The organism is Streptosporangium sp. NPDC003464, from assembly GCF_053588315.1.
In genome coordinates, this window is record NZ_JBSFPS010000091.1 from 1 (window position 1) to 22,132 (window position 22,132).

The 22,132-nt window shown below is 72.0% G+C and carries 17 protein-coding genes and 1 pseudogene; 10 read left to right on the top strand and 8 right to left on the bottom strand.

Translation table 11 applies throughout. The features are described from left to right. From ACWDS7_RS21025 to ACWDS7_RS21050, 6 genes and pseudogenes are all read left to right on the top strand, one after another. A pseudogene (locus tag ACWDS7_RS21025) lies at window positions 1–532 on the top strand (hypothetical protein); the annotation flags it as partial. A 329-nt stretch (window positions 533–861) separates the two neighbouring features. Next, the gene (locus tag ACWDS7_RS21030; protein ID WP_451930647.1) at window positions 862–1,857 is read left to right on the top strand and encodes an ABC transporter permease; all 996 of its coding nucleotides are present in this window, start codon (window positions 862–864) and stop codon (window positions 1,855–1,857) included. Then, a complete protein-coding gene (locus ACWDS7_RS21035; protein ID WP_306866838.1) occupies window positions 1,854–2,765 on the top strand; it encodes an ABC transporter permease in 912 nt (303 codons plus the stop codon). Before ACWDS7_RS21030 ends, ACWDS7_RS21035 begins: the two co-directional genes overlap by 4 nt. Next, complete coding sequence (locus tag ACWDS7_RS21040) at window positions 2,762–4,900, top strand: ABC transporter ATP-binding protein (RefSeq protein WP_451930633.1); 2,139 nt, start codon at window positions 2,762–2,764, stop codon at window positions 4,898–4,900. The genes ACWDS7_RS21035 and ACWDS7_RS21040 overlap by 4 nt, the downstream gene beginning before the upstream one ends. Before the next feature lie 13 nt (window positions 4,901–4,913). Beyond that, entirely contained in the window at window positions 4,914–6,650 is a 1,737-nt protein-coding gene (locus ACWDS7_RS21045; RefSeq protein ID WP_451930634.1) for an ABC transporter family substrate-binding protein, read from the top strand. Window positions 6,651–6,709: 59 nt separating this feature from the next. Next, complete coding sequence (locus tag ACWDS7_RS21050; RefSeq protein WP_451930635.1) at window positions 6,710–7,798, top strand: winged helix DNA-binding domain-containing protein; 1,089 nt, start codon at window positions 6,710–6,712, stop codon at window positions 7,796–7,798. 20 nt (window positions 7,799–7,818) lie between these two features. Here the strand turns inward: ACWDS7_RS21050 and ACWDS7_RS21055 are convergent, their stop codons facing one another. The 5 genes from ACWDS7_RS21055 to ACWDS7_RS21075 form a co-directional block, all read right to left on the bottom strand. Further along, window positions 7,819–8,691, bottom strand: coding sequence for a 5-oxoprolinase subunit C family protein (locus tag ACWDS7_RS21055; RefSeq protein WP_451930636.1), 873 nt, complete (start codon window positions 8,689–8,691; stop codon window positions 7,819–7,821). Continuing rightward, on the bottom strand, window positions 8,688–9,560 hold the full coding sequence (locus tag ACWDS7_RS21060) for a carboxyltransferase domain-containing protein (RefSeq protein WP_451930637.1): 873 nt from the start codon (window positions 9,558–9,560) through the stop codon (window positions 8,688–8,690). The genes ACWDS7_RS21055 and ACWDS7_RS21060 overlap by 4 nt, the downstream gene beginning before the upstream one ends. Before the next feature lie 10 nt (window positions 9,561–9,570). After that, the gene (locus ACWDS7_RS21065) at window positions 9,571–10,326 is read right to left on the bottom strand and encodes a LamB/YcsF family protein (protein ID WP_306866853.1); all 756 of its coding nucleotides are present in this window, start codon (window positions 10,324–10,326) and stop codon (window positions 9,571–9,573) included. Between the two features lie 7 nt (window positions 10,327–10,333). After that, entirely contained in the window at window positions 10,334–11,845 is a 1,512-nt protein-coding gene (locus ACWDS7_RS21070) for a hypothetical protein (RefSeq protein WP_306875589.1), read from the bottom strand. Between the two features lie 197 nt (window positions 11,846–12,042). Continuing rightward, window positions 12,043–12,285: a hypothetical protein gene (locus tag ACWDS7_RS21075; RefSeq protein ID WP_306866855.1), complete on the bottom strand. Its 243-nt coding sequence runs from the start codon at window positions 12,283–12,285 to the stop codon at window positions 12,043–12,045. Window positions 12,286–13,028: 743 nt separating this feature from the next. Here ACWDS7_RS21075 and ACWDS7_RS21080 point away from each other — a divergent pair. Both ACWDS7_RS21080 and ACWDS7_RS21085 read left to right on the top strand, forming a co-directional pair. After that, window positions 13,029–15,122, top strand: a complete 2,094-nt coding sequence (locus ACWDS7_RS21080) for a SpoIIE family protein phosphatase (RefSeq protein WP_306866857.1) — start codon at window positions 13,029–13,031, stop codon at window positions 15,120–15,122. Between the two features lie 244 nt (window positions 15,123–15,366). Then, on the top strand, window positions 15,367–16,995 hold the full coding sequence (locus ACWDS7_RS21085; protein WP_451930638.1) for an RNA polymerase sigma factor: 1,629 nt from the start codon (window positions 15,367–15,369) through the stop codon (window positions 16,993–16,995). A gap of 145 nt (window positions 16,996–17,140) precedes the next feature. Here ACWDS7_RS21085 and ACWDS7_RS21090 read toward each other — a convergent pair whose 3' ends face one another. Then, window positions 17,141–17,881, bottom strand: coding sequence for a YaaA family protein (locus tag ACWDS7_RS21090; RefSeq protein WP_451930639.1), 741 nt, complete (start codon window positions 17,879–17,881; stop codon window positions 17,141–17,143). 46 nt (window positions 17,882–17,927) lie between these two features. Between ACWDS7_RS21090 and ACWDS7_RS21095 the strand changes: the two genes are divergently transcribed. Further along, window positions 17,928–18,638 carry a GNAT family N-acetyltransferase gene (locus tag ACWDS7_RS21095; RefSeq protein WP_451930640.1) on the top strand — a complete coding sequence of 237 codons (711 nt, stop codon included), beginning with the start codon at window positions 17,928–17,930 and terminating at the stop codon, window positions 18,636–18,638. Between the two features lie 3 nt (window positions 18,639–18,641). Here ACWDS7_RS21095 and ACWDS7_RS21100 read toward each other — a convergent pair whose 3' ends face one another. Next, the gene (locus ACWDS7_RS21100) at window positions 18,642–18,872 is read right to left on the bottom strand and encodes a DUF7455 domain-containing protein (protein WP_451930641.1); all 231 of its coding nucleotides are present in this window, start codon (window positions 18,870–18,872) and stop codon (window positions 18,642–18,644) included. 239 nt (window positions 18,873–19,111) lie between these two features. On the opposite strand from ACWDS7_RS21100, the gene ACWDS7_RS21105 reads away from it, so the two are divergent. Next, entirely contained in the window at window positions 19,112–21,184 is a 2,073-nt protein-coding gene (locus ACWDS7_RS21105; protein ID WP_306866867.1) for a DNA gyrase/topoisomerase IV subunit B, read from the top strand. Window positions 21,185–21,489: 305 nt separating this feature from the next. Here ACWDS7_RS21105 and ACWDS7_RS21110 read toward each other — a convergent pair whose 3' ends face one another. Continuing rightward, a complete protein-coding gene (locus ACWDS7_RS21110; protein ID WP_306866870.1) occupies window positions 21,490–21,987 on the bottom strand; it encodes a beta-class carbonic anhydrase in 498 nt (165 codons plus the stop codon). Window positions 21,988–22,132 lie beyond the last annotated feature (145 nt).

The window sequence follows — 22,132 nt, forward strand, 5'->3', positions numbered from 1 at the left end:
CGCCATGTCCGCCGCCCACGCGCGGGCCGTCCAGGCCGTCGACTCCGGCGCCGCCGCGGCCGTCCTCGACCGCTGGGTCGAGGCCAGCCAGGCGGTGCAGACGCTGCTGAAGCGGGCCGAGGACGATCGCGACCGCCTGGTGGTCATCCTGGCCGGATACGGACGCGAGATGGACGGGTTCCTGGCGGCCAACCCCGGCCTGGCCAGCAGGTTCGACCAGCGCGTGCTGTTCCCCTCCTATCAGCCGGGCGAGCTCGCCGAGATCGCCGAGCTGCTCGCCGGACGGTCGGGTGACCGGTTCGACGAGGCCGCCCGCCGGGACCTGGCCGAGGTGTTCACCTGGGTCTGCGGCGAGGGCCTGATCGACGGCCTCGGCAACGGCCGGTTCGCGCGCTCGCTGTTCGAGCGCGCCGCGATGCGCCGTGACGTGCGCCTGGCCGCCCAGCTCGGCGGCACCGCCAGCGCCGCCGACCTGACCACGATCACCAGCGCCGACCTGCGCGCCGCCGTGGACGAACTCGCCGGACGCTGACCCACGCGCCGCCGGATACCGGCCCGCGCCGCCGGGCGCTGACCCGCGCCGTCGGACGCTGACCCGCGCCGCCGGATGTCGACCCGCGCCGCCGGATGCCGACCCGCGCGCCGTCAGGCACTGACCTGCGCGCCGCCGGGCCGGATCCGGTGGCCGATGACCCGCGCGCCGCGGGCGCGGGGCCGCCGGGCGCGGGCCCGGCGCCCGTGGAGCGGGGCGGACACCGCACTTGACCGAGATCGCACCCCTGATTGAGCACTCCCTGTAGTTGAGTGGACGCAACATGTAGCAGGATGGCCACCGACAGCAGGGAGCGCGGAGGGGGGACGATGGCGGGATTCCTTCTTCGTCGACTGCTCAACTACCTGGTGCTGATCGTCGTGGCCACGAGCCTGGCCTACATGCTGGCGGCGGCCGCGCTCGACCCCCGCTCCAACTACGAGGGCCGCAACCCGCCGATCCCGCCGGCGGTCATCGACGCCCGTCTCACCGAGCTGAACCTCAACGACCGGACCCCGCTGTCGCAGCGCTACCTGACCTGGGCGGGCGACGTCGTCCGCGGCGACTTCGGCAAGTCGGTGACCGGCGGCTCGGTCAGCGAGGACCTCGGGCGGCGGGTCGGCGTCACCCTGCGTCTGATCACCATCGGCCTGGTCCTGGGCAGCGTCGCGGGGGTGTCCGTCGGCGCCTACGCGGCGGTCAGGCAGTACGGCGCGTTCGACCGGTTGTCGACGGGGGCGTCCTTCGTCGTCCTCGCGGTCCCGACGGTCGTGCTGGCCAACATCCTGATCATCGCCGGGGTCTGGCTCAACGGGCTGTTCGGCGCCCAGATCTTCCTGGTCAGCGGCGAGGCCACCCCCGGCCTGCCGGGGGGCCTGCCGGCCCAGGCGGTGGACCGGCTCCAGCACCTGATCCTGCCCACTCTCTCGCTCTCCCTGGGGCTGGTCGCCGTCTACAGCCGCTACCAGCGCAACATGATGCTCGACGTGCTCGGCGCCGACTTCATCCGCACGGCGATGGCCAAGGGGCTGCGCCGCCGTACCGCGCTGATCCGGCACGCGCTGCGCACCGCGCTGATCCCGGCGGTCACCTACTTCGCCTTCACCTTCGGCGCGCTGCTGGTCGGCACCACCTTCACCGAGAAGATCTTCGGCTGGCACGGCATGGGCGAGCAGCTCGTCAACTCCATCGCCACCAACGACGTCAACACCGTCGCCGCGATCAGCTGCTTCGCGGCCCTGGCGGTGCTGGCCGCCTCGCTGGCCTCCGACGTGCTCCACGCCGTCCTCGATCCCCGGGTCCGGGTGGGGGGAGCGAGAAGATGACCATCTCCGACGAGGAGCTCGCCGAGCAGCAGGCGGCCATCGGCAGGCTCCGGGCGCCCTCCCGGCTCCGGGTGGTCGGCGCCCACTTCCTCCACTCGCCCCAGGGCCGGATGGGGGCCGCGCTGCTGGCCCTGATGTTCCTGCTGGCCTTCGCCGGGCCGCACCTGGGCAGGTGGACCTACACCGACAAGGACTTCACGGCGTTCCTGCAGCCGCCCTCCGCCGCGCACTGGTGGGGCACCCTGCAGACCGGTGCCGACGTGTACGCGGTGACGCTGCGCGGCATGCAGAAGTCGCTGATCGTGGGCCTGCTCGCCGCGGTGGTCGGCACCACGCTGGCGGCCGTGGTCGGAGCCTTCGCCGGATACTTCACGGGCTGGGCGGACAGGTCGCTGACCTGGCTCACCGACCTGATGCTGGTGCTGCCGGCCTTCCTGATCCTGGCGATCATGTCGCCGCTCTTCGCCGAGGGCCAGTGGCTGCTGTTCGTGCTCGTGCTGGCCCTGTTCCTGTGGATGGTCACCTCGAAGATCGTCCGGAGCATGACCATCTCGCTGAAGGAGCGGGAGTTCATCCAGGCGGCCAGGTTCATGGGCGTGCCGCCGGTGAGGATCATATTCCGGCACGTCATCCCGAACATGTCCTCGCTGCTGGCCGTGGACGCCACACTGAACGTCAGCGCCGCGATCCTCACCGAGACCTCCCTGTCCTATTTCGGCTTCGGCATCCAGCCGCCCGACGTCTCGCTGGGCAGCCTCATCGCCGACGGCGCCAAGACGGCCGTCTACGCCCCATGGACGTTCTGGTTCTGCGCCGGGCTGCTGATCGTCACCGTGCTCGCGGTGAACCTCGTGGGTGACTCCCTGCGCGACGCCTTCGACCCCGGCGCGAAGAGGGGCGGACAATGAGAGAGTGTGACGAGCGTCAGGCGGGCCCGGGGGTCCGGCCGGGACCGGCCGGCCCGGTCCTCGAGGTGACCGACCTCAGCGTCACCTTCGGGTCCGGACCCGGCGCGGTGCGCGCCGTGCGGGGGGTCAGCTACGCGGTCCGCCCGGGAGAGGTGCTCGGCATCGTCGGCGAGTCGGGGTCCGGCAAGTCGGTCACCTCGCTGGCGGTGATGGGCCTGCTCCCGCCGCACGCCCGCGTCGCGGGCTCGGTGCTGCTGCAGGGCCGGGAGATCCTCGGGGCGGCGGAGAAGACGCTCACCGCGTTCCGGGGCAAGACGATCTCGATGGTCTTCCAGGACCCGCTGTCCGCGCTCACCCCGGTCTACCGGGTTGGCGACCAGATCGCCGAGGCCGTGCGGATCCACCAGAAGGTCACCAGGCAGCAGGCCGCCGAGCGGGCCGTGGAACTGCTCGACCTGGTCGGCATCCCCAACGCCGCGCAGCGCGCCAAGGCGTTCCCGCACGAGTTCTCCGGCGGCATGCGCCAGCGCGTGATGATCGCGATGGCGATCGCCAACGACCCCGACGTGATCATCTGCGACGAGCCGACCACCGCGCTCGACGTCACGATCCAGGCCCAGGTGCTGGAGGTGCTGAAGCGGGCGCAGCGGGAGACCGGCGCGGCGATCATCCTGATCACCCACGATCTGGGAGTGGTGGCGGGGTCGGCCGACCGGGTCCTGGTCATGTACGCCGGGCGCGCCGTCGAGGTCGGGGCGGTGGACGACGTCTACTACCGCATGCGCATGCCCTACACCATGGGCCTGCTCGCCTCCATCCCGCGCCTGGACCGGGGCGGCGGGCAGCCGCTGGTCCCCATCGAGGGGAACCCGCCGTCGCCGGCGGCGCTGCCGCCCGGCTGCCCGTTCGAGCCCCGCTGTCCGATATCCGTCCCGGCCTGCTCCGACGCGGAGCCGGCGCTGGAGCGGGTGGGCTCACCCGGGCATCTGGCCGCGTGCATCCGCGCGGGCGAGATCGAGGCGGAGGGCTGGTCGCCGGCCCAGGTCTACCACGCCGGGACCGGCGGGCGCGCGGCCGGCTCTCCCGAGCCTCCCGCGGCTCACATGCGGCCCGTACGGCCGCCGCGCGAGGAGCGTGAGGTGGTCCTGGCGGTCGAGGACCTGGCCAAGCACCACCCGCTGCTGAAGGGGTCGGTCTTCCGGCGGCGGATCGGCACGGTCCACGCGGTGGACGGCATCAGCTTCGACGTCCGCAGGATGGAGACGCTCGGCCTGGTCGGCGAGTCGGGATGCGGCAAGACGACCACGCTGATGGAGATCCTGGAGCTGACCAGGCCGCAGCGGGGCACGATCGTGGTGCTGGGACACGACACGGCCACGCTGGGCGCCCGCGACCGGATGGCGGTCCGGCGGGACGTGCAGGTCGTCTTCCAGGACCCGCTGGCCTCGCTGGACCCCAGGATGACCGTCTACGACATCGTCGCCGAGCCGCTGCGCACCCACGGGAGGAAGGACCCGGGGCCGCGGATCCGGGAGCTGCTCGACCTGGTCGGCCTGGAACCCGGCCACGCCGCCCGCTACCCGCAGGACTTCTCCGGCGGCCAGCGCCAGCGCATCGCCATCGCCCGGGCGCTCGCGCTGGAGCCCCGGCTCCTCGTGCTCGACGAGCCGGTCTCGGCGCTCGACGTGTCCATCCAGGCGGGTGTGATCAACCTGCTGGAGGGCCTGAAGCGCCGTCTGGGCCTGTCATACCTGTTCGTGGCGCACGACCTGGCCGTGGTCCGGCACATCGCCGACCGGGTCGCGGTCATGTATCTCGGCAAGATCGTGGAGATCGGCCGGGCCGACCAGGTCTACGACAGCCCGATGCACCCCTACACGCAGGCGCTGCTGTCGGCGATCCCGCTGCCCGACCCGGAGAAGGAGCGTTCCAGGAGGCGCATCCTGCTCGAGGGCGACCTGCCCAGCCCGGCCGACCCTCCCTCCGGCTGCCGCTTCCGCACCCGCTGCCCCAAGTTCAAGACCCTCGACGAGACCGACCAGGCGCGGTGCGTGAACGAGGAGCCCCCGATCCGCCCGTTCGGAGCCGATCACGGCGCCGCATGCCACTTCGCCGAGAAGCTCAAAGTCGTATAAACCAGGAGGAACCGTGATATCAATCCGGCGCGTGGGCGCGTTCGCCGCCGCCCTGAGCGTGGCCGGCTCGTTGACTCTGGCCGGCTGCGGCAGTCAGACCGGGGGCGGTGAAGGCGGCCGGGGCGGCGCGGGAGGGGAGTCGTCGCCCGGTTCCGCCTCGGCGGTCAGGGCCTACGACATCAACCCGGTCCCCCGGGACCGGGTCCGCGACGGGGGGCTGCTCCGCTGGGGCCTCAACGAGTATCCGACCAACTGGAACCTCAACCACGTCGACGGCAACCTGGCGATGGTCAAGAAGGTCATCGACGCGCTCATGCCCTCGGCCTTCCGCTCCGACGAGAAGGGGGAGATCTCCGCCAATCCCGACTACCTGCTGGAGGGGAAGGTCACCGAGACCAAGCCCAAGCAGGTCGTCCGGCTGAAGCTCAACCGGAGCGCGAAGTGGTCCGACGGCAAGCCGATCACCTGGGAGGACTACCGGGCCCAGTGGCAGGCGATGAACGGCAAGAACGGCGACTACCGCGTCGCGGGCGTCACCGGCTACAAGGACATCGAGAGCGTGGAGCGGGGCGCGGACGACTACGAGGCCGTCGTCACCTTCGCCAAGCCCTTCGGCGACTGGCAGTCGCTGTTCGGGCCGCTGTATCCCAAGTCCACCAACGCCACCCCCAACGGGTTCAACAGCGGATGGCTGAACAAGATCCCGGTGACCGCGGGCCCGTTCAAGTTCGTCTCGTTCGACCAGACGGCCAAGACCATCACCGTCGTCAGGGACGACGCCTGGTGGGGCGACAGGGCCAAGCTGGACCAGATCATCTACCGGGCGCTGGAGAGCGACGCGCTGGTCGGCGCCTTCAGCAACGGCGAGCTCGACACCTTCGACATCGGTCCGTCCGCGCCCGACTACGCCCGGGCCAAGAGCAGCCCGGGTGCCGTCGTGCGGCAGGCGGCCGGGCCCGACTTCCGGCACATCACGATGAACGGCGAGAGCGCGGCGCTCTCCGACGTCAACGTCCGCCGGGCCGTCGCGACGGCCATCAACCGCCAGGCCATCGCCCAGTCCGACCTGCAGGGCCTGGACTGGCCGATCGTCCTGCTGAACAACCACTTCTTCATGAACACCCAGGAGGGCTACCAGGACAACGCGGGCGCGGTCGGCGTCTACGACGTCGAGAAGGCCAGGCAGGCCCTGGACGCCGCCGGCTGGCGGATGGAGGGCCAGACCCGCAAGAAGAACGGCAAGGAGCTGACCCTGCGCTTCGTCATGCCGTCCGGCCTGCAGCTCACCAAGTCCGAGGCCGAGCTCGTCCAGAACATGCTGGCCCAGGTCGGCATCAAGGTCACCCTCCACGCGGTGCCCAGCGACGACTACTTCACCAAATACATCATCCCCGGCAACTACGACATCACCGCCTTCAGCTACGTGGGCACGCCCTTCCCCATCTCCAGCGGTTACGGCCAGTACGCCAACGCCACCAAAGACTCCAAGGGCCAGCCGCAGTGGAACGCCAACCTCGGCCGGATCGGCTCCCCGCAGATCGACGCCGCCATGGGCAAGGCGACCGCCGAGCTCGACGACGCCCAGGCCATCGCCGACACCAACGCCGCCGACAGGCTGATCTGGGAGGCGGTGAACGTGGTGACGCTCTACCAGCGCCCGCAGAACGTCGCGGTCAAGAACACCGTCGCCAACTACGGCGCCCGCGGCTTCTACGACCTGAGATACCAGGACATCGGCTTCGTGGGCTGACGCTGTCCGGCGCCGGCCGGCCTGCGTTCTGTCAGGACGACGGTGTAGAAATTAGGGCCATGGCTATCTCTGTGACCTGGCCTCAGGTGCTGGCGTGGCGGCTGGGACGGCAGTTCGTCGACCCGGCGGCCGGGCCCGACGCGGTGTCGGTGGTACGGCGGCTCACCGGGGTGCAGGCCCAGGTGGCCTCCTCGGCGGAGCTGGCGGTTGCCGTACGGCACGCCGCCCCCCGCCCCGGCGAGATCGACCGGGCCCTGTGGCAGGAGCGCACCCTGGTCAAGACCTGGACGGCGCGCGGCACCCTGCACCTGGTCCCCGCCGACGAACTGGCCTCCTACACCGCCGTCCTGGGCGCCTTCCGAAACTGGGACAAGGGGTCCTGGCAGCGTGGCCACGGCGTCACCGCCGCCGAGGTCGCCGCCATCCTCGACGCGGTCCCCAAGGCGCTCGACGGCCACACGCTCACCCGCGAGGAGCTGGTGGAGAGGGTCATCGAGGTCACCGGCGACGCCCACCTCAAGGAGGCGCTCACCTCCGGCTGGGGCGCCCTGCTCAAGCCGCTCAGCTTCCTCGGCGAGCTCTGCTACGGCCCGCCGCGCGGGAGCAAGGTGACCTTCGTCAGCCCCCGCGACTGGGTGCCCGGCTGGCCGGCGGAGCCGCTCTCGCCGGAGGAGGGCGGCGTGCGCCTGGTCCGGTCCTTCCTCGGCGCCCACGGTCCCGGCGCCCCCGAGACCTTCGACACCTGGCTCTACCGGGGCGGCGCGCGCAAGGCGATGCTGCGCGGCTGGTTCGCCGACCTCGCCCCCGAGCTCGCCGAGGTCGAGGTGGAGGGCCGTCCCATGGTCGTGCTCGCCGAGCATCTCGACGACCTGGCCACGGCCCGGCCGTCCACCGGGGTCCACCTGCTGCCCGGCTTCGACCAATACATCCTCGGCGCCCCCCGCGACCTCGAAGCCCTCCTGCCGAAGGAGGCCCGGCCCAAGGTCAGCCGGGCCGCCGGCTGGATCTCCCCGGTCGTGGTCCACCAGGGCCGGGTGGCCGGAGTCTGGGAGGCGAAGAACGGCGAGATCACCCTCGACCTTCTGGAGGACGTCCCCGCCGCCGCCCTGGCCGCCGAGACCCGTCGGGTCGCCGCGCTGCTGGCCTGAGCCCGCCGCCGGCCGCCTGCTCAGGCCCGTTCCCGGCCGAGGCGGAAGCGGACCCGGTCGCCGGGGCGGAGCTGGGCGGCGCCGGCGAGGTCGGCCGAGACGAGGACGGCGATCACCGGATAGCCGCCCGTCGGCGGGTGGTCGGCGAGGAAGACGATCGGCCGCCCGTCGGGCGGCACCTGGAGGGCGCCGGCGACCATGCCCTCGCTGGGCAGCTCCCCGCCGCGGGCGCGCTCCAGGCGGGCGCCCTCCAGCCGCACGCCGACCCGGTTGCTGTCCTGGCTCACCAGATACGGCTGCGCGCACAGGGCCGCCAGCGCCCCGGGGACGAACCAGTCGTCGCGGGGGCCCGGCAGGATCCGCAGCACATCCGGCCGGGCGGCGGGGAGCGGCGCCGCGTCCACGGTGATGGGGGGCAGGGCGCCGGTCGGCCCCACGGGCAGGACCGTGCCGGCCCGGAGCGGAGCGGGGCCGAGACCGGACAGGGAGTCGGTCGAGCGGCTCCCCATGGTGACGGGCGCGTCGACGCCGCCCCGGACCGCGACGTAGGTCCGCAGGCCGGTGGAGGGCAGCGCCACCCGCAGCTCGCCGCCCGGCGGCACCCAGAACGGCGCGGCCATCCCCGGCCGGACCACCCCGCCCGGCCGGCGCAGCTCCAGCGGACAGGGGGCGCCGGTGACGGCGGCCCAGGCCCCGCCGGTGAAGCGCAGCCGGGCGCCGCCGAAGGTCAGCTCGATCCCGGCGGCGCCCTCCGGATTGCCGACCAGACGGTTGGCCAGCCGCAGGCTCGGCGCGTCGGCGGCGCCGGAGCGCGGCACGCCGAGGTGGCCGTGGCCGGGGCGGCCGAGATCCTGCACGGTGGCGTACGGTCCCGGTGCGACGACCTCGATCATGGGCCGGTGACCGCCTGGAAGCGCACCCGCGTGCCCGGCGTCAGTACGGCGGGCGGATCGGCGCTCACGTCCCACACCGCCATGAGGGAGCGCCCGAGCAGCCGCCAGCCCCCGGGCGAGGCCGAGGGGTAGACCGCCGAGTAGGGGCCGGCGATCGCCACGGAGCCGGCGGGCACCGAGGTCCGGGGGGTGGGCAGCCGGGGCACGTGCAGCACCGGGTCCAGGCCGGTGAGGTAGGCGAACCCCGGGGCGAAGCCGAGCCAGCCCACCACCAGCTCCCGCCGGGTGTGCCGCTCGACGACCTCTCCGGCGGACAGCCCGCTCAGGGCGGCCACGTCGTCCAGGTCGGCGCCGTCGTAGACCACCGGGACCGTCACCGTCCTCCGGGCGGCGGGGGAGCCGGCTCCGGCCTCGCGCGCCGTACCGAGCAGGAGGGACAGGCGGGAGCGGAGCCGGGACAGGTCGGCGCCCGGTGCGACGACGAGGACGGTCGCCGGGCCGGGCACGATCTCGACCACCCCGGCCGGCCGGCCCTCCCGCAGGAGGGCGTCCAGCCGGTGGGAGACCTCCAGTGACCCGGTCTCCACCAGCAGGGCGTGCTCCCCGGCCCGGCGGATCGGCTCCCCGCGCCCCGGGGCTCCCCCGGCGGGAGTCTCCGCGGGGGGCTCCGCCGGGAGGGAGATGCTCTGCCCATGGGTCTCGTCCGCCCCGAGGGGCGCGCCCGCTCCCTCCGGGCGGTGCTCCGGCGTCTCCGCGGGGCGGGCGTCGCCGGGGTGTGCTCTCTCCGGACCGGCCGGCGGACGGTGCTCCGGTGCTTGCGCGGGGCGGGCGTCGCCCGGGCCGTGCCGGGGGAGGGGCCCGCCGGTCACCGCTCCTGCCTCACGTGAACGCCTTCAGCGTCACCCCGGCCGCGGCCAGGCCGTCACGGACGGCCCGCGCCAGCAGCACGGCGTCAGGGGTGTCGCCGTGCACGCAGATCGAGCGGGCGTCCACCGGGACCTGCGAGCCGTCCACCGCGGTCACCGTGTGGGCGGTCGCCATGCGCACCGCCCGGGCCGCGACCTCGGCGGGGTCGTGCAGCACCGCGCCGGGTGAGCGGCGGGGGACCAGGGCCCCCGAGGGGGTGTAGGCGCGGTCGGCGAAGGCCTCGGTGACGGTGGCGACGCCCTCCCGGGCGGCGATCTCATGGACGGCCGAACCGGGCAGGGTGAGCACCGGCAGGCCGCGGTCGTAGTCGGCCACGGCCTCCACGACCGCGTCGGCCTGCTCGGGGTCGCGGCAGATCCGGTTGTAGAGCGCGCCGTGCGGCTTGACGTAGGAGACCCGGCCGCCCATCGCCCTGGCGATCCCGTCCACCGCCGCCAGCTGGTAGAGCACCTCGGCGCAGAGCTCCTCCGGGTCCACCTCCATCTCGCGCCGCCCGAACCCGGCCAGGTCCCGGTAGGACACCTGGGCGCCGATTGCCACGCCCCGGTCCACCGCCGCCGCGCAGGTGCGGCGGATGGTCAGCGGGTCGCCGGCGTGGAACCCGCAGGCGATGTTCGCGCTGGTCACCAGGTCGAGCAGGGCCATGTCGTCGCCCAGCCGCCAGATTCCGAAACCCTCGCCGAGGTCGGCGTTGAGGTCGATCATCATGGCTCACCTACATCGGAGGCTCGTCGGGAATGTCGGCGATGTCGTCGAGGGCGATGGCCAGCTCCTCGGGGTCGTCACCGATCCGTTCGGCGATCTCGATCAGCACGTGCAGCACGTCGTGCCGGTCGTGGCCGAGATCCAGCAGCCGCTGGGCGGCCTCCCACAGCTGCGGCGGGTCGCCCTCCCAGAGCCGACCGGCGATCTCCTCGTGCCAGGCGAGGTGCTCGTCGTAGTCGGGCCGGTCGAGCTCGCCGCCGTGGTCGATGCCCAGCAGGACCCGCCGGTCGGTCTCGTCGGCCGGGTTGAGCAGGTCGAGCTTGATCTCGCCGTGCGTGCCCTGCAGGAACGGGAACGCGAACACCCGCCGGGCCAGCGCCGACAGGTCGCCGTCCGGCAGCAGCCGGTCCAGCAGGTCGCGGTCGAGGCCGAAGGTGGTCGGGTCGCGGTAGGTCTCGGCGAACCTGGCCGTGGCCTCCCAGATCCCGTCGAGCGTGGCGCGCAGGCCCTCCTCGGCCAGGCCGGTCCGGCGCGCGGCGAAGCGTGCCCAGGCCCCCAGCACGTAGGGGACGGCCTCCTGCTCGGCCGGGCTGAGCATGACCTTGCGCGGCAGCCAGTCGAGCAGGAACGTCTGGCACTTGGTCGGGCTCACCCGCAGCGGGCGGCCGAAGTCCTGGTCGCAGCCGTAGTCGATGATGTGGTCGGCGCACCGCGAGGCCGCCGACGGGTCCGACAGGTGCTCGGCCGCGTCCGAGGAGAGGAACTCCGCCGCCAGCATCGCCCGGCGGTCGCGGCTGTAGGGGGCCTCGCTGTGGAGCGGGGCCGGGCGCTTGCGGCCGGGCGGCAGGGCCTTGATCCGGGACCGGGCGAAGGCGTGGTAGGCGCTGTAGCTGTCGCTGACCGGCGCGGTCGTCCGGCGGTCGCCGTAGTCCACGGTGGCCTTCATCGCCGACTCCAGCAGCGCCCTGGCCTGCTGCGGCTCGATCTCCTCGAACCTCAGCATCGGGTTGGCCTCGGCCTCGGCCCCGGCCTGCTCCAGGAGCTTGTCCACGTGCGAGGAGACCCAGGCGTCGCGGGCGATCCCCCGCATGTTGTAGTCGACGACCACGACCAGCGCGTGCCGGTCCTCGCCGCTGTCGGCGCCGCGGTAGGCGAAGGTGCACACCACGGTGTCCTGGTCGCCGTAGGCGTCGCGGGAGACGTAGCAGCCGGCCGGCTTGACCGCGCCCAGCCGGTCGGCCCAGCGGGGCCTGGCCACGTCGCGCTCGATGAGCGCCAGCGCGGCGCCCTCGGCCTTGGCGGCCTGGCGGGCCGTGCCGAGGTAGGCCAGCGCGATCAGCAGGGTCAGCGCGGCGGGGGACCCCGCCTTGGCGGCGTAGTCGACCAGCCCCTCGCCGAGGACCTGCTCGGCGTCCCCGCGCCGCAGCCGCCGTCCCCACCAGGCCCCGACCATGTCGGAGACCATGAGCTCGGCGTCCAGCGGGCTGCGCACGGCCAGCAGTTCGCGAGCGGCGAGCAGCATCTCGGAGAACACCTCGTCCGGGGACTGGCTCTCCCTAGGGTCTCGACGGTGTCGCCGGCTCAAGCGGCCTCCCCCGTCGGCCGTATGAGCCCAGTGCCGCCGCGCTGATTGGCTCGCTCGCTCCGCTCGCTCACGTCCCAACCTTCTCGCATTCCCGGGCCAGACGGTGCGTGGAACACGGCCCGGTGATCCCGATGTTACCGGGGACTTCGCGGTGGCGGCGCGGAGTTCACGCGGGCGAGCAGATGCTCGCGGGCCACGCGCTCGATCACCTCGGGTGTCGCGTCGACCCCCAGATGCTCGGCGCAGGCTCTCACATCGGCCACGCACCGTGCCACGGTGCCAAGGGGGACGGTGAGGAACTCGGAGGCCAGACGGGCGCTCACCGGGTCCTGGAACGTCGTTGTGCCGCCGGTGAAGCGGATGGCGAGTGCGGGCATGGGCGTCGCATTCCTCCGGTTTTCCCGGGGAGCATCCCCCGGATGGACGGCGGGGACGTGCGTTCTCATTCCACAACTTATCGCGCGAGTGTCAACCCTTAAGTGGGTGACATGCGAAGCTGACCCCAACCCTGACTCGATTTGTCGACCCGGGAGTAAACGAGTGTTCGCGAAGGGGCAGCCAAATCGCCAATCAGTCAGTAGCCTGATCTTGCTTGGGACGCTGAAGGAGATGAGGTGGGCAGTTGTCGGGACGGTCCGGCTTGATCCTGCTAGGGTCCTGGCCGCATACGTTCGAAGGCGTCAGCGATGATCACGCTGGTGCCCCGGGAGGGCGGTGGGGGCGGCGTCACGCCCAGGCCGGCGCAGGTCGGCGGGGGCGAGGACGTGAAGCGGGCGGGAGCGTCCGGGAGCGGGCCGCCCGCACCCCGGTGCGGCCGTCGCGGCGACCCCTGGAGGGGGGCGGACGCGATGGGGGGCGGCACCGCCGTCCCGCTCCGGCGCGATGCCGGTCGGGTGGCGCCCGGGCCGGGGACCCGGCGCGTTAGCGTGGGGGGCCCGGGCTTCGGGACCGGGAGCTCCGCGGGATGCGCCGACCGCATCATGGGCGGGGCTTCCGTCCGCGTGCACCCATCGCCGATGATGTACTGCAGGATCCGGTCCCCCGGAGCTGCGCTACGCCAATTCGCAAGTTTGGAGATGTGCCTCGTGGGAGACCCTGGCACGCGACGGAGGTGCCGACTGTGAGCGCCGAAACCTCCGTGCCCCGTCCCCGGGAGTCGGGTGTGGACATCTCAGACCCCGGCCTGTTGCAGGGCCTGTTGTCGCAGTCGCCGTTCGCCTTCGCGTTCTTCGACCCCGAGGGCCGGTTCCAGCGGGTCGACGAGGTCTTCGCCGACGTGGTCGGCCTGCCGGTCGAGCGCCTGGTCGGCCGGGCCCCGGGCGAGCTGCTCTCCGCCGACCTCACCGCGCTGGTGGAGGGGTCGGTCCGCGGCGTCGTCGAGGGGACCGGGGTCGAGTCCGACCAGCGGATCCGGGTGCGCACCTCCGACGGGCAGACCCGTCACTGGTCGCTGACCTTCTCCCCGATCCACGACGACAAGGGCGCGCTGCGCGCGGTCTGCCTGGTCGGCGTGGACATCACCGACAGCAGGCAGGTCGAGGAGGACCTGCGGCGCAGCGAGGAGCGCTACCGCTCGCTGGTCGAGGCCCAGTCCCAGCTCGTGTGGATCACCGCCCCCACCGGGGCCGTGGCGGAGGACGCGCCGCAGTGGCGCGCCATCACCGGCCAGGGCCTGGAGGAATACCTCGCCCACGGATGGCTGGAGGCCGTCCACCCCGACGACCGCCCGCACGCGGAGGAGGCCTGGCGCGAGGCCCTGCGCGGCCGGACCATGTTCGAGTGGAACTACCGGGTCCGCACCCGGGCCAGCGGCTACCGCCACTTCGAGGTGCGCGCGGTGCCGATCATCCGGCACGGCCGGGTGGTCGAGTGGGTGGGCGCCAACACCGACGTCACCCCGCAGCGCGAGGCCGAGGAGATGCGGGGCAGGCTCACCGACCAGCTCGGCGCCGCCGCCCTGCGGACGGCGCGGCTGCAGGGCGCCACGGCGCAGCTCGCCGAGGCGCTCACCGTCGAACAGGTCGTCCAGGTCATCATCGACGTGGGCCGTACGGCGCTGGCGGCCGACCGTTCGGCCGTGGCCCTGCTCGACGTCGAGCGGGCCGCGCTGAAGCTGGTCAACAGCGGCGGCATCCCGGACGTCCCCGGCGCGCCCGGCGAGGAGATCCCGCTGTCGCACTCCAGCGTGATGACCATGGCGGTCAACAGCCGCCGTCCGGTCTTCGCCGAGTCGCCCGACAGCCTGCGCGCCCAGCTCGTGGACGCCGGCGGTGACGAGGAGACCGTCACCGGCTTCATCGCCCACAGCGACGAGCGGGCCTGGGTGGGCCTGCCGCTGCTGGCCGCGGGACGCGCGCTCGGCGCGCTGCGGTTCTCCTTCACCCGTCCGCAGAAGATCTCCCAGGAAGACGGGGTGTTCCTGGAGGCGCTCGCCGGGCAGTGCGCCCTGGCCGTGGAGCGGGCCACCCTGTTCGAGCGCGAGCACCGCACCGCCGAGACGCTCCAGCGCAGCCTCCTGCCCGACCGCCTGCCGGTGGTGCGCGGCCTGGTGCTGGCCCAGCGCTTCCGCTCGGGCAGCCGCCACGTGCAGGTCGGCGGCGACTGGTACGACGCGTTCGTCCTGCAGGACGGCCGGGTCGCGGCGGTGGTCGGCGACGTCATGGGCAAGGGCGTCAAGGCCGCGGCCGGCATGGGCCGCATCCGCAACGCCATGCGGGCCCTGGCGCTGACCAACCCGCCGCCCGCGGCGGTCCTCACCGGCCTGGACCGGGTCTTCGAGGCCACAGAGGAGGAAGAGCAGGTCACGACCCTCGCCTACATGGTCGTGGAGCCCGGCACGGGAGAGGGCACGCTGGCGCTGGCCGGCCACCCGCCGCCGCTGCTGGTCTCACCGCAGGGCATGCCGCTGCTGTGCGAGGGCGAGCCGGGCACCCCGCTCGGCTGGCCGACGAGCCGCAGGCAGTTCCGCTTCTGCGTCCCGCCCGGCCACACCGCCGTCCTGTATTCGGACGGTCTGGTGGAGAACCGGAAGCGTGGGCTGGATGCCGGTCTTGCTGAACTTTGCTCTGTTGTGACCGAAGCGCCGCCCGAAGTCGTGGGAAGCCCGCACATGTTGCTGGATTTCCTCGTTGATCGGATGCTGTCAGGATATGAGCAGGATGATGACGTCACGGTGCTGGCGATCCATGTCCCTCCGGCCACGAAGAGTGACTGAATGAAACAGTCATAACGGTTGCTTTCGGGTATCGGTGCCCCGCTTCCGTACGCACTACTCTCTTGGTCGGCCTAGGGTGGAGGGCAACCGCCAGGAGGCGGCCGTATGGATCACGGTGTCGTGTCACAATGCTGGACAGGTGCGTCGCGGTTCGCGCGGCCTCGTTCATCATCACAACTAGAGGTAACCGCCCCTAGTGGGCATCTGGGTCCATTCTCGTCACGCTTTCCTTCGAGAGGTGTTCGTGTCGCCTGCAAGTTCGACTCGCTCGAAGCCATCCGAGCTGAACGAGCCCGTCATTCAGCAGCTGATGGAGCGGGGGCGCTCGCAGGGGTTCCTCGAGTCCGAGGATGTCCGCAAGGCCGTCGAGGAAGCGGACATCCCGATGGCGCAGGTCGCTGGAATCCTGCGTAGCCTCAGCAAAGAGGGCATCACCGTACGGCTGACCGCTGAGGACTCCGCGGCCCCCAAGAAGTCCCGGACTTCGAACAAGCGCCGCACCCCTGCCGCTCCCGCCACCGTCAAGAAGACCAAGACCGCCGCGGCGGCCAAGGAGCAGCCGGAGACCGTCACCGCGGTCGTCGGCGGCTCCGAGTCCGCGCCCGCGGCCAAGAAGCCGACGGCTCCCGCCAAGAAGGTCGCCCCGGCTGCCAAGAAACCGATCCCCGGTCCGCCGAAGAAGGCCGGACCCGAGGCGCCCGCGCCCACGGCCAAGTCCGAGCCCAAGCCGAAGGTGGCCGGCGGCGAGGACGACGAGGTCATCGAGCTCGAGGACGACGTCGAGATCGAGGACTTCGACCTCGAGGTCGAGGTCGAAGTCGAGATCGAGGCTGAGACCGAGGCCGAGGTCGAGGTCGAGGAGGAGCCGAAGGCCGAGGCCGTCGGGCAGAACGAGGACGAGGTCCTCATCCTCTCCGACGACGACGACGACGCTCCCGTGCCGCAGGTCGCCGCCGCCGGTGCCACTGCCGACCCGGTCAAGGACTACCTCAAGCAGATCGGCAAGGTCCCCCTGCTCAACGCCGAGCAGGAGGTCGAGCTCGCCAAGCGCATCGAGGCCGGCCTGTTCGCCGAGGAGCAGCTGGGCACCGACGGCGACAGGCTCCCGGTGGACGTCCGCGCCGAACTCGAATGGATCGCCGAAGACGGGCGCCGGGCCAAGAACCACCTGCTGGAGGCCAACCTCCGTCTGGTGGTCTCGCTGGCCAAGCGCTACACCGGCCGTGGCATGCTCTTCCTGGACCTGATCCAGGAGGGGAACCTGGGCCTGATCCGTGCGGTCGAGAAGTTCGACTACACCAAGGGCTACAAGTTCTCCACCTACGCCACGTGGTGGATCCGGCAGGCGATCACCCGGGCCATGGCCGACCAGGCGCGGACCATCCGCATCCCGGTCCACATGGTGGAAGTGATCAACAAGCTGGCCCGTGTCCAGCGGCAGATGCTGCAGGACCTGGGCCGCGAGCCGACCCCCGAGGAGCTGGCCCGCGAGCTCGACATGACCCCTGAGAAGGTCGTCGAGGTCCAGAAGTACGGCCGTGAGCCGATCTCCCTGCACACCCCGCTGGGTGAGGAGGGCGACAGCGAGTTCGGTGACCTCATCGAGGACTCCGAGGCGATCGTCCCGGCCGACGCGGTCAGCTTCACGCTCCTGCAGGAGCAGCTCCACTCCGTTCTGGACACCTTGTCCGAGCGCGAGGCGGGCGTGGTCTCGATGCGTTTCGGCCTGACCGACGGTCAGCCCAAGACGCTGGACGAGATCGGCAAGGTCTACGGGGTGACGCGCGAGCGCATCCGGCAGATCGAGTCCAAGACCATGTCCAAGCTCCGTCACCCGTCCCGGTCCCAGGTCCTGCGCGACTACCTCGACTGAGACTCCGCGGCACAGGGCCCGCGCCACACGGCGCGGGCCCTGTCGCGTTACGGCGGAGCGGCGGCCCGGTGCCCCGGCCTCGGGACGGCGCGCCGACCCGGCTCCGGCCGGAGGAGGAGACCCGCACCGGAGGCCGCGCCGCGGGTCACACCGTGATGTCGAGGCTCCACGGCCGCCTGCCGGTGGGAGGCGGGCCGAGGGTGACGGCGTGGCCGAGGTCGTCCAGAATCTTGACCAGCTCCTCCGGCGTCTGAGGATCGCAGCCGGCCTCCAGCAGGGAGCGGGCGACCACGCCCCGGGTGGCCTTGGCCATGTGGGTGACGACCTTGCCGTCCCTGAAGACCCGCACCGCGACCGCCCGGCCGCCGGGCTGCCAGGCCGTCGCGTAGCTGCTGGAGCGCAGGTCCACCACCAGGCCGGGCCGGGCGTCCAGGACCGGTGTGACAGCCCGGCGCCAGTAGGCTCCCAGCCCACCCATCGGCGGCAGGCGCACGCCCATGGCCAGGCGGTACGGTGGCACCCGGTCGCCGATCCGGAGCAGGCCCCAGAGCCCGGAGAAGATCAGAACGCTCTCCGCCGCCCGCCCGGCCGCCCCGGGCGACAGCGAGGCCAGGCCCAGGTTGTCGTAGAGGACGCCGGTGTAGAGCTCGGCGGCCGTCAGGGTGGGCGCGGTCCGCAGAGCCCGGTCCTTGTCGAGCTCGCCGAGCTGTCCCGGCGACAGTCCGAGCACGGCCGGCGCCTCGGGCCTGTCGCAGAGCGCGGTGAGCGCCTCCACGACGGCCTCCCTGGACGCGTTCAGGGAGGGGAAGCTCAGCCGGGACAGGTCGAGAGCGGGGCCGTCGCCCAGCTCGGCCTTCCCCTCCGACGGTGGTAGCAGAATCAACACAGTCGCCGAGCGTAGTGCGGGGGGCGGGGAGCTAGGATCTCCGGCCATGAACGACGACGTTTTCGACCGCCTCGTCGACCGGGCCTGGCCGGCGTTCCACCGGGTGGACGTGGGCGGATGGGTGCTGCGCGCCGCGGACGGGGTGACCAAGCGGGCCAACTCGGTGCTGCCGCTCGGGGAGCCGGAGAACCTGGGCGAGGCCGTCGCCGAGGCGGAGAAGTTCTACGCCGACCGGGGGCTGCCGTGCGTGTTCTCCGTGGGCGCGGGCGCGTCCGGCGGGCTGGACGCGGAGCTGCGGGCGCGTGATTATCGGTTGGTGGACCCCACGCTGGTCATGACGGCGCCGCTGACGCACGCCGTACCGGCCGGGGGAGGGGTCGAGCTCGTGCCGGCGCCCTCACAGGCGTGGCTGGACACCTGGTGGAGCGTGGACGGGAGGTTCGGTGACGAGGGGCTGGCGACGGCCGGACGGATCCTCACCGGCGTGCCCGCCGTATACGCCTCGCTGGGGCGGCAGGCCGTCGGGCGGGGTGTCGTCCAGGGAGAGTGGTTCGGGATCTACTGCATGGCCGTGGCGCCGGAGGCCCGGCGCCGGGGGCATGGGCGGGAGATACTGCGCGCCCTGCTCTCACATGCGTGGGAGCAGGGCGCGCAGAAGGCATATCTCGTCGTGGTGGAGTCGAACACCGCGGCCCGGTCGCTCTACGGACAGCAGGGCTTCACGGTGTCCGGCCGATATCACTATCGGGTCCGGTGATTCCTACCGTTCGTCATTGCTTGCGGTCGAAGGGGTGTCGCTGAGGCGTGCCGACTCGTCCTGGATGTCGGCGCCCTTGGCTCTGAGCACAGCTACGTGCTGCCGCCCGTGGTGGGCGCAGAAGAGCAGCTCCCCACCTACGGGCAGGGTTGCGCGGATGTAGGCCTGGGCGCCACACCGGTCACAGCGGTCCGTGGCCTTCAGCTGCTTGGCGGGGGCGAGAGTTCCAGTCACGTATCGCCTTTCAGGTCATCCCCGTGTGGAGGATCTGGCGTCAGTCACTTGAGAGAACATCTAACCCGATGCGAACGTTCCCAACCGACCCCCGGCTACGCCGAGAGCGGAAAGTGTCCGAAAGTAACGGCGGGCACGCCGGAAGTAACGCTGTTGGGACCCTGATGGCAAGCTTGTACGCGCCGCGCCGGGAAGAACGGTAGGCTGCGCACACGTGTTCGAGCAGAGTGGGAGTGGGTGTGACCGCAGTTAGCGTGGAGGCGGGTTATACAGCCCGTCATCTGTCGGTTCTGGAGGGTCTCGAAGCCGTCCGCAAACGCCCGGGCATGTACATCGGGTCCACCGACAGTCGCGGTCTCATGCACTGTCTCTGGGAGATCGTGGACAACGGGGTCGACGAGGCCCTGGCCGGTTACTGCACCCGCATCGAGGTCGAGCTGCACGCCGACGGGTCGATCGAGGTCCGTGACAACGGCCGCGGCATCCCGGTGGACATCGAGCCCAAGAGCGGTCTGGCCGGAGTCGAGCTCGTCTACACCAAGCTGCACGCGGGCGGGAAGTTCGGCGGCGGCTCCTACGCCGCCTCCGGCGGCCTGCACGGCGTCGGCGCCTCCGTGGTCAACGCCCTGTCGTCCCGGCTGGACGTCGAGGTCGACCGCGACGGCCAGATCCACGAGATGAGCTTCCGCAGGGGCGTCCCCGGCGTCTTCGACGGCGACGGGCCCACCGCCAAGTTCAAGAAGAAGTCCGGCCTGCGCGACGGCGGCAAGCTCACCCGCAAGGTGACCGGCACCCGCGTCCGCTTCTGGGCCGACCGCCAGATCTTCCTGCCCGAGGCCGAGGTCTCCCTCGACGAGATCCACGTCCGCCTCCGCCAGACCGCCTTCCTGGTCCCCGGCCTCACCCTGGCCGTGCGCGACAGCCGCGGCGAGGAGGTGACCGAGGAGGAGTTCCACTTCGACGGGGGCATCTCGGAGTTCACCGAGTTCCTCGCCCGCGACGAGGCCGTCTGCCAGGTGCTGCGGCTGCAGGGCGTCGGCCACTTCCACGAGACCGTGCCGGTCCTCGACGACCTGGGGCACATGACCCCCACCGAGGTCCAGCGCGAGCTCACCGTGGACGTCGCGCTGCGCTGGGGCAAGGGCTACGACAGCACCGTCCGCTCCTTCGTCAACGTGATCGCCACCCCCAAGGGCGGCACCCACGTCAACGGCTTCGAGCGCGCCCTGGTCCGCACCCTCAACGAACAGCTGCGCGAGACCCGCCTGCTGAAGAACGGCGACGCCCCGGTCACCCGGGAGGACATCCTGGAGGGCCTCACCGGCGTGGTGACCGTCCGGGTGCCCGAGCCGCAGTTCGAGGGGCAGACCAAGGAGGTCCTGGGCACCGCGGCGGCCTCGCGGATCGTCGCCCACGTGGTCTCCCGTGAGCTCAAGGAGCTGTTCGCCAATCCCTCGCGCGCGCTCAAGCCGCAGCTCCGGGCGGCCCTGGAGAAGATCGTCGCAGCCGCGAAGGCCCGCATCGCGGCCCGCGAGCACCGCGACAACCAGCGGCGCAAGACCGCCCTGGAGAACTCGGCGCTCCCGGCCAAGCTGGTCGACTGCCGCAGCGACGACGTGGACCGCAGCGAGCTGTTCATCGTCGAGGGCGACTCGGCGCTGGGCACCGCCCGCGCCGCCCGCGACTCGGAGTTCCAGGCGCTGCTGCCGATCCGCGGCAAGATCCTGAACGTGCAGAAGGCGTCCGTCGCCGACATGCTCAAGAACGCCGAGTGTGCCGCGATCATCCAGGTCATCGGCGCGGGCTCGGGCCGCTCGTTCGACATCGAGGCCGCCCGCTACGGCAAGGTCATCCTGATGGCCGACGCCGACGTGGACGGCGCGCACATCCGCTGCCTGCTGCTGACCCTGTTCCACCGCTACATGAGGCCGATGGTCGAGGCCGGTCGCGTCTTCGCCGCCGTCCCGCCGCTGCACCGGATCGAGGTCACCAACCCCGGCCGCGGGCAGAGCAAATACGTCTACTGCTACTCCGACGCCGAGCTGCACCGGGTCCTGCGTGACCTGGAGCGCCGCGGCAAGCGCTGGAAGGACCCGGTGCAGCGCTACAAGGGTCTGGGCGAGATGGACGCCGACCAGCTGGCCGAGACGACCATGGAGCCCCGGCACCGGACCCTGCGCCGGGTCAGGATCGAGGACATCGAGGAGGCCGAGCGCATCTTCGATCTCCTGATGGGCAGCGACGTGGCCCCCCGCCGGGAGTTCATCGTGGGCAGCGCGGCCGAGATCGACCGCGACCACATCGACGCCTAGGACACCGCCCGCAGGCCCGCCCGTCCGGCCACCGGCCCTCCATGGGCCGGTCCGGCGGGCGGCCCGCTCCCGGCCGTCCTCACCCGACCGTCCCGGCCGGGCGCCATCGCGGCCCCTGCGAGCCCTGGAGTTCAACGGCCGCCGGCCGTCCGGGGTACGCCGTTCAGTGACCGGTACGGCCACCGGCCGTCTGGGGCGCGCCGTCAGCGGCGGGTACGGTCACCGGCCGGTGGGTCCGTGCCCGCGCCGTGGCCACGCGCCGGATCCCCGGCGCGTGGCGGGCTCCGCCGGGGCGGGGCGGGGCGTCACGTCAGGTCGACCGGCCCGAGCTTGCCGGTGCGCACGTCGTAGATGGCGCCTCCGATGGCCAGCTCCCGGGGGAGGAACGGGCTGGTCCTGATGCGCGTCAGGTCATGGCGCAGGGCGGCGTCCTGGTCGGGGACAGTGTGGAACTCCAGGCTCCGGGTGTCGACACCGTGCTGGGCGGCGAGCTTGTGCACGTCGTCGTCGGTGCTCTTCGCCATGCCGCAGTCGGTGTGCGGCATGACCAGCACCCGTTCCACGCCCAGCAGGTAGACCGCCAGCACGAGCGTCCGCAGTACGTCGTCGGTGACCCGGGCTCCGGCGTTGCGCAGGATCTTGGCGTCGCCCGGCTTCAGGCCGAACACCCCCAGCGGGTTGATCCGGGAGTCCATGCAGGTCACCACCGCCAGGCCGCGCGCTGCCCTACCGGTCAGCGCCGAGTCGGTGAATGTGGCGGAGAACTCCTCGTTCGCGGCCAGCAGGTCATCGAAGGCACTCACGTGAACATCCCTTGCTCGACGGTAGCGGTATCAACGAATCAATAATCCTGCATGCCCGTTTCGTGGATGTTTCCGGGGGTCATGCCGGCGCGACTTCGGGAAGATCCCACAATTGGCCCTCACCATGAGTGATGATGTCGTGACG

Excerpts from the sequence above, each read along its gene's own strand:
- ACWDS7_RS21050 (WP_451930635.1), top strand. The coding sequence starts at position 6,710 with ATGGCTATCTCTGTGACCTGGCCTCAGGTGCTGGCGTGGCGGCTGGGA.
- ACWDS7_RS21040 (WP_451930633.1), top strand. The coding sequence starts at position 2,762 with ATGAGAGAGTGTGACGAGCGTCAGGCGGGCCCGGGGGTCCGGCCGGGA.
- ACWDS7_RS21055 (WP_451930636.1), bottom strand. The coding sequence starts at position 8,691 with ATGATCGAGGTCGTCGCACCGGGACCGTACGCCACCGTGCAGGATCTC.
- ACWDS7_RS21030 (WP_451930647.1), top strand. The coding sequence starts at position 862 with ATGGCGGGATTCCTTCTTCGTCGACTGCTCAACTACCTGGTGCTGATC.
- ACWDS7_RS21070 (WP_306875589.1), bottom strand. The coding sequence starts at position 11,845 with ATGCTGCTCGCCGCTCGCGAACTGCTGGCCGTGCGCAGCCCGCTGGAC.
- ACWDS7_RS21035 (WP_306866838.1), top strand. The coding sequence starts at position 1,854 with ATGACCATCTCCGACGAGGAGCTCGCCGAGCAGCAGGCGGCCATCGGC.
- ACWDS7_RS21095 (WP_451930640.1), top strand. The coding sequence starts at position 17,928 with ATGAACGACGACGTTTTCGACCGCCTCGTCGACCGGGCCTGGCCGGCG.
- ACWDS7_RS21075 (WP_306866855.1), bottom strand. The coding sequence starts at position 12,285 with ATGCCCGCACTCGCCATCCGCTTCACCGGCGGCACAACGACGTTCCAG.
- ACWDS7_RS21065 (WP_306866853.1), bottom strand. The coding sequence starts at position 10,326 with ATGATGATCGACCTCAACGCCGACCTCGGCGAGGGTTTCGGAATCTGG.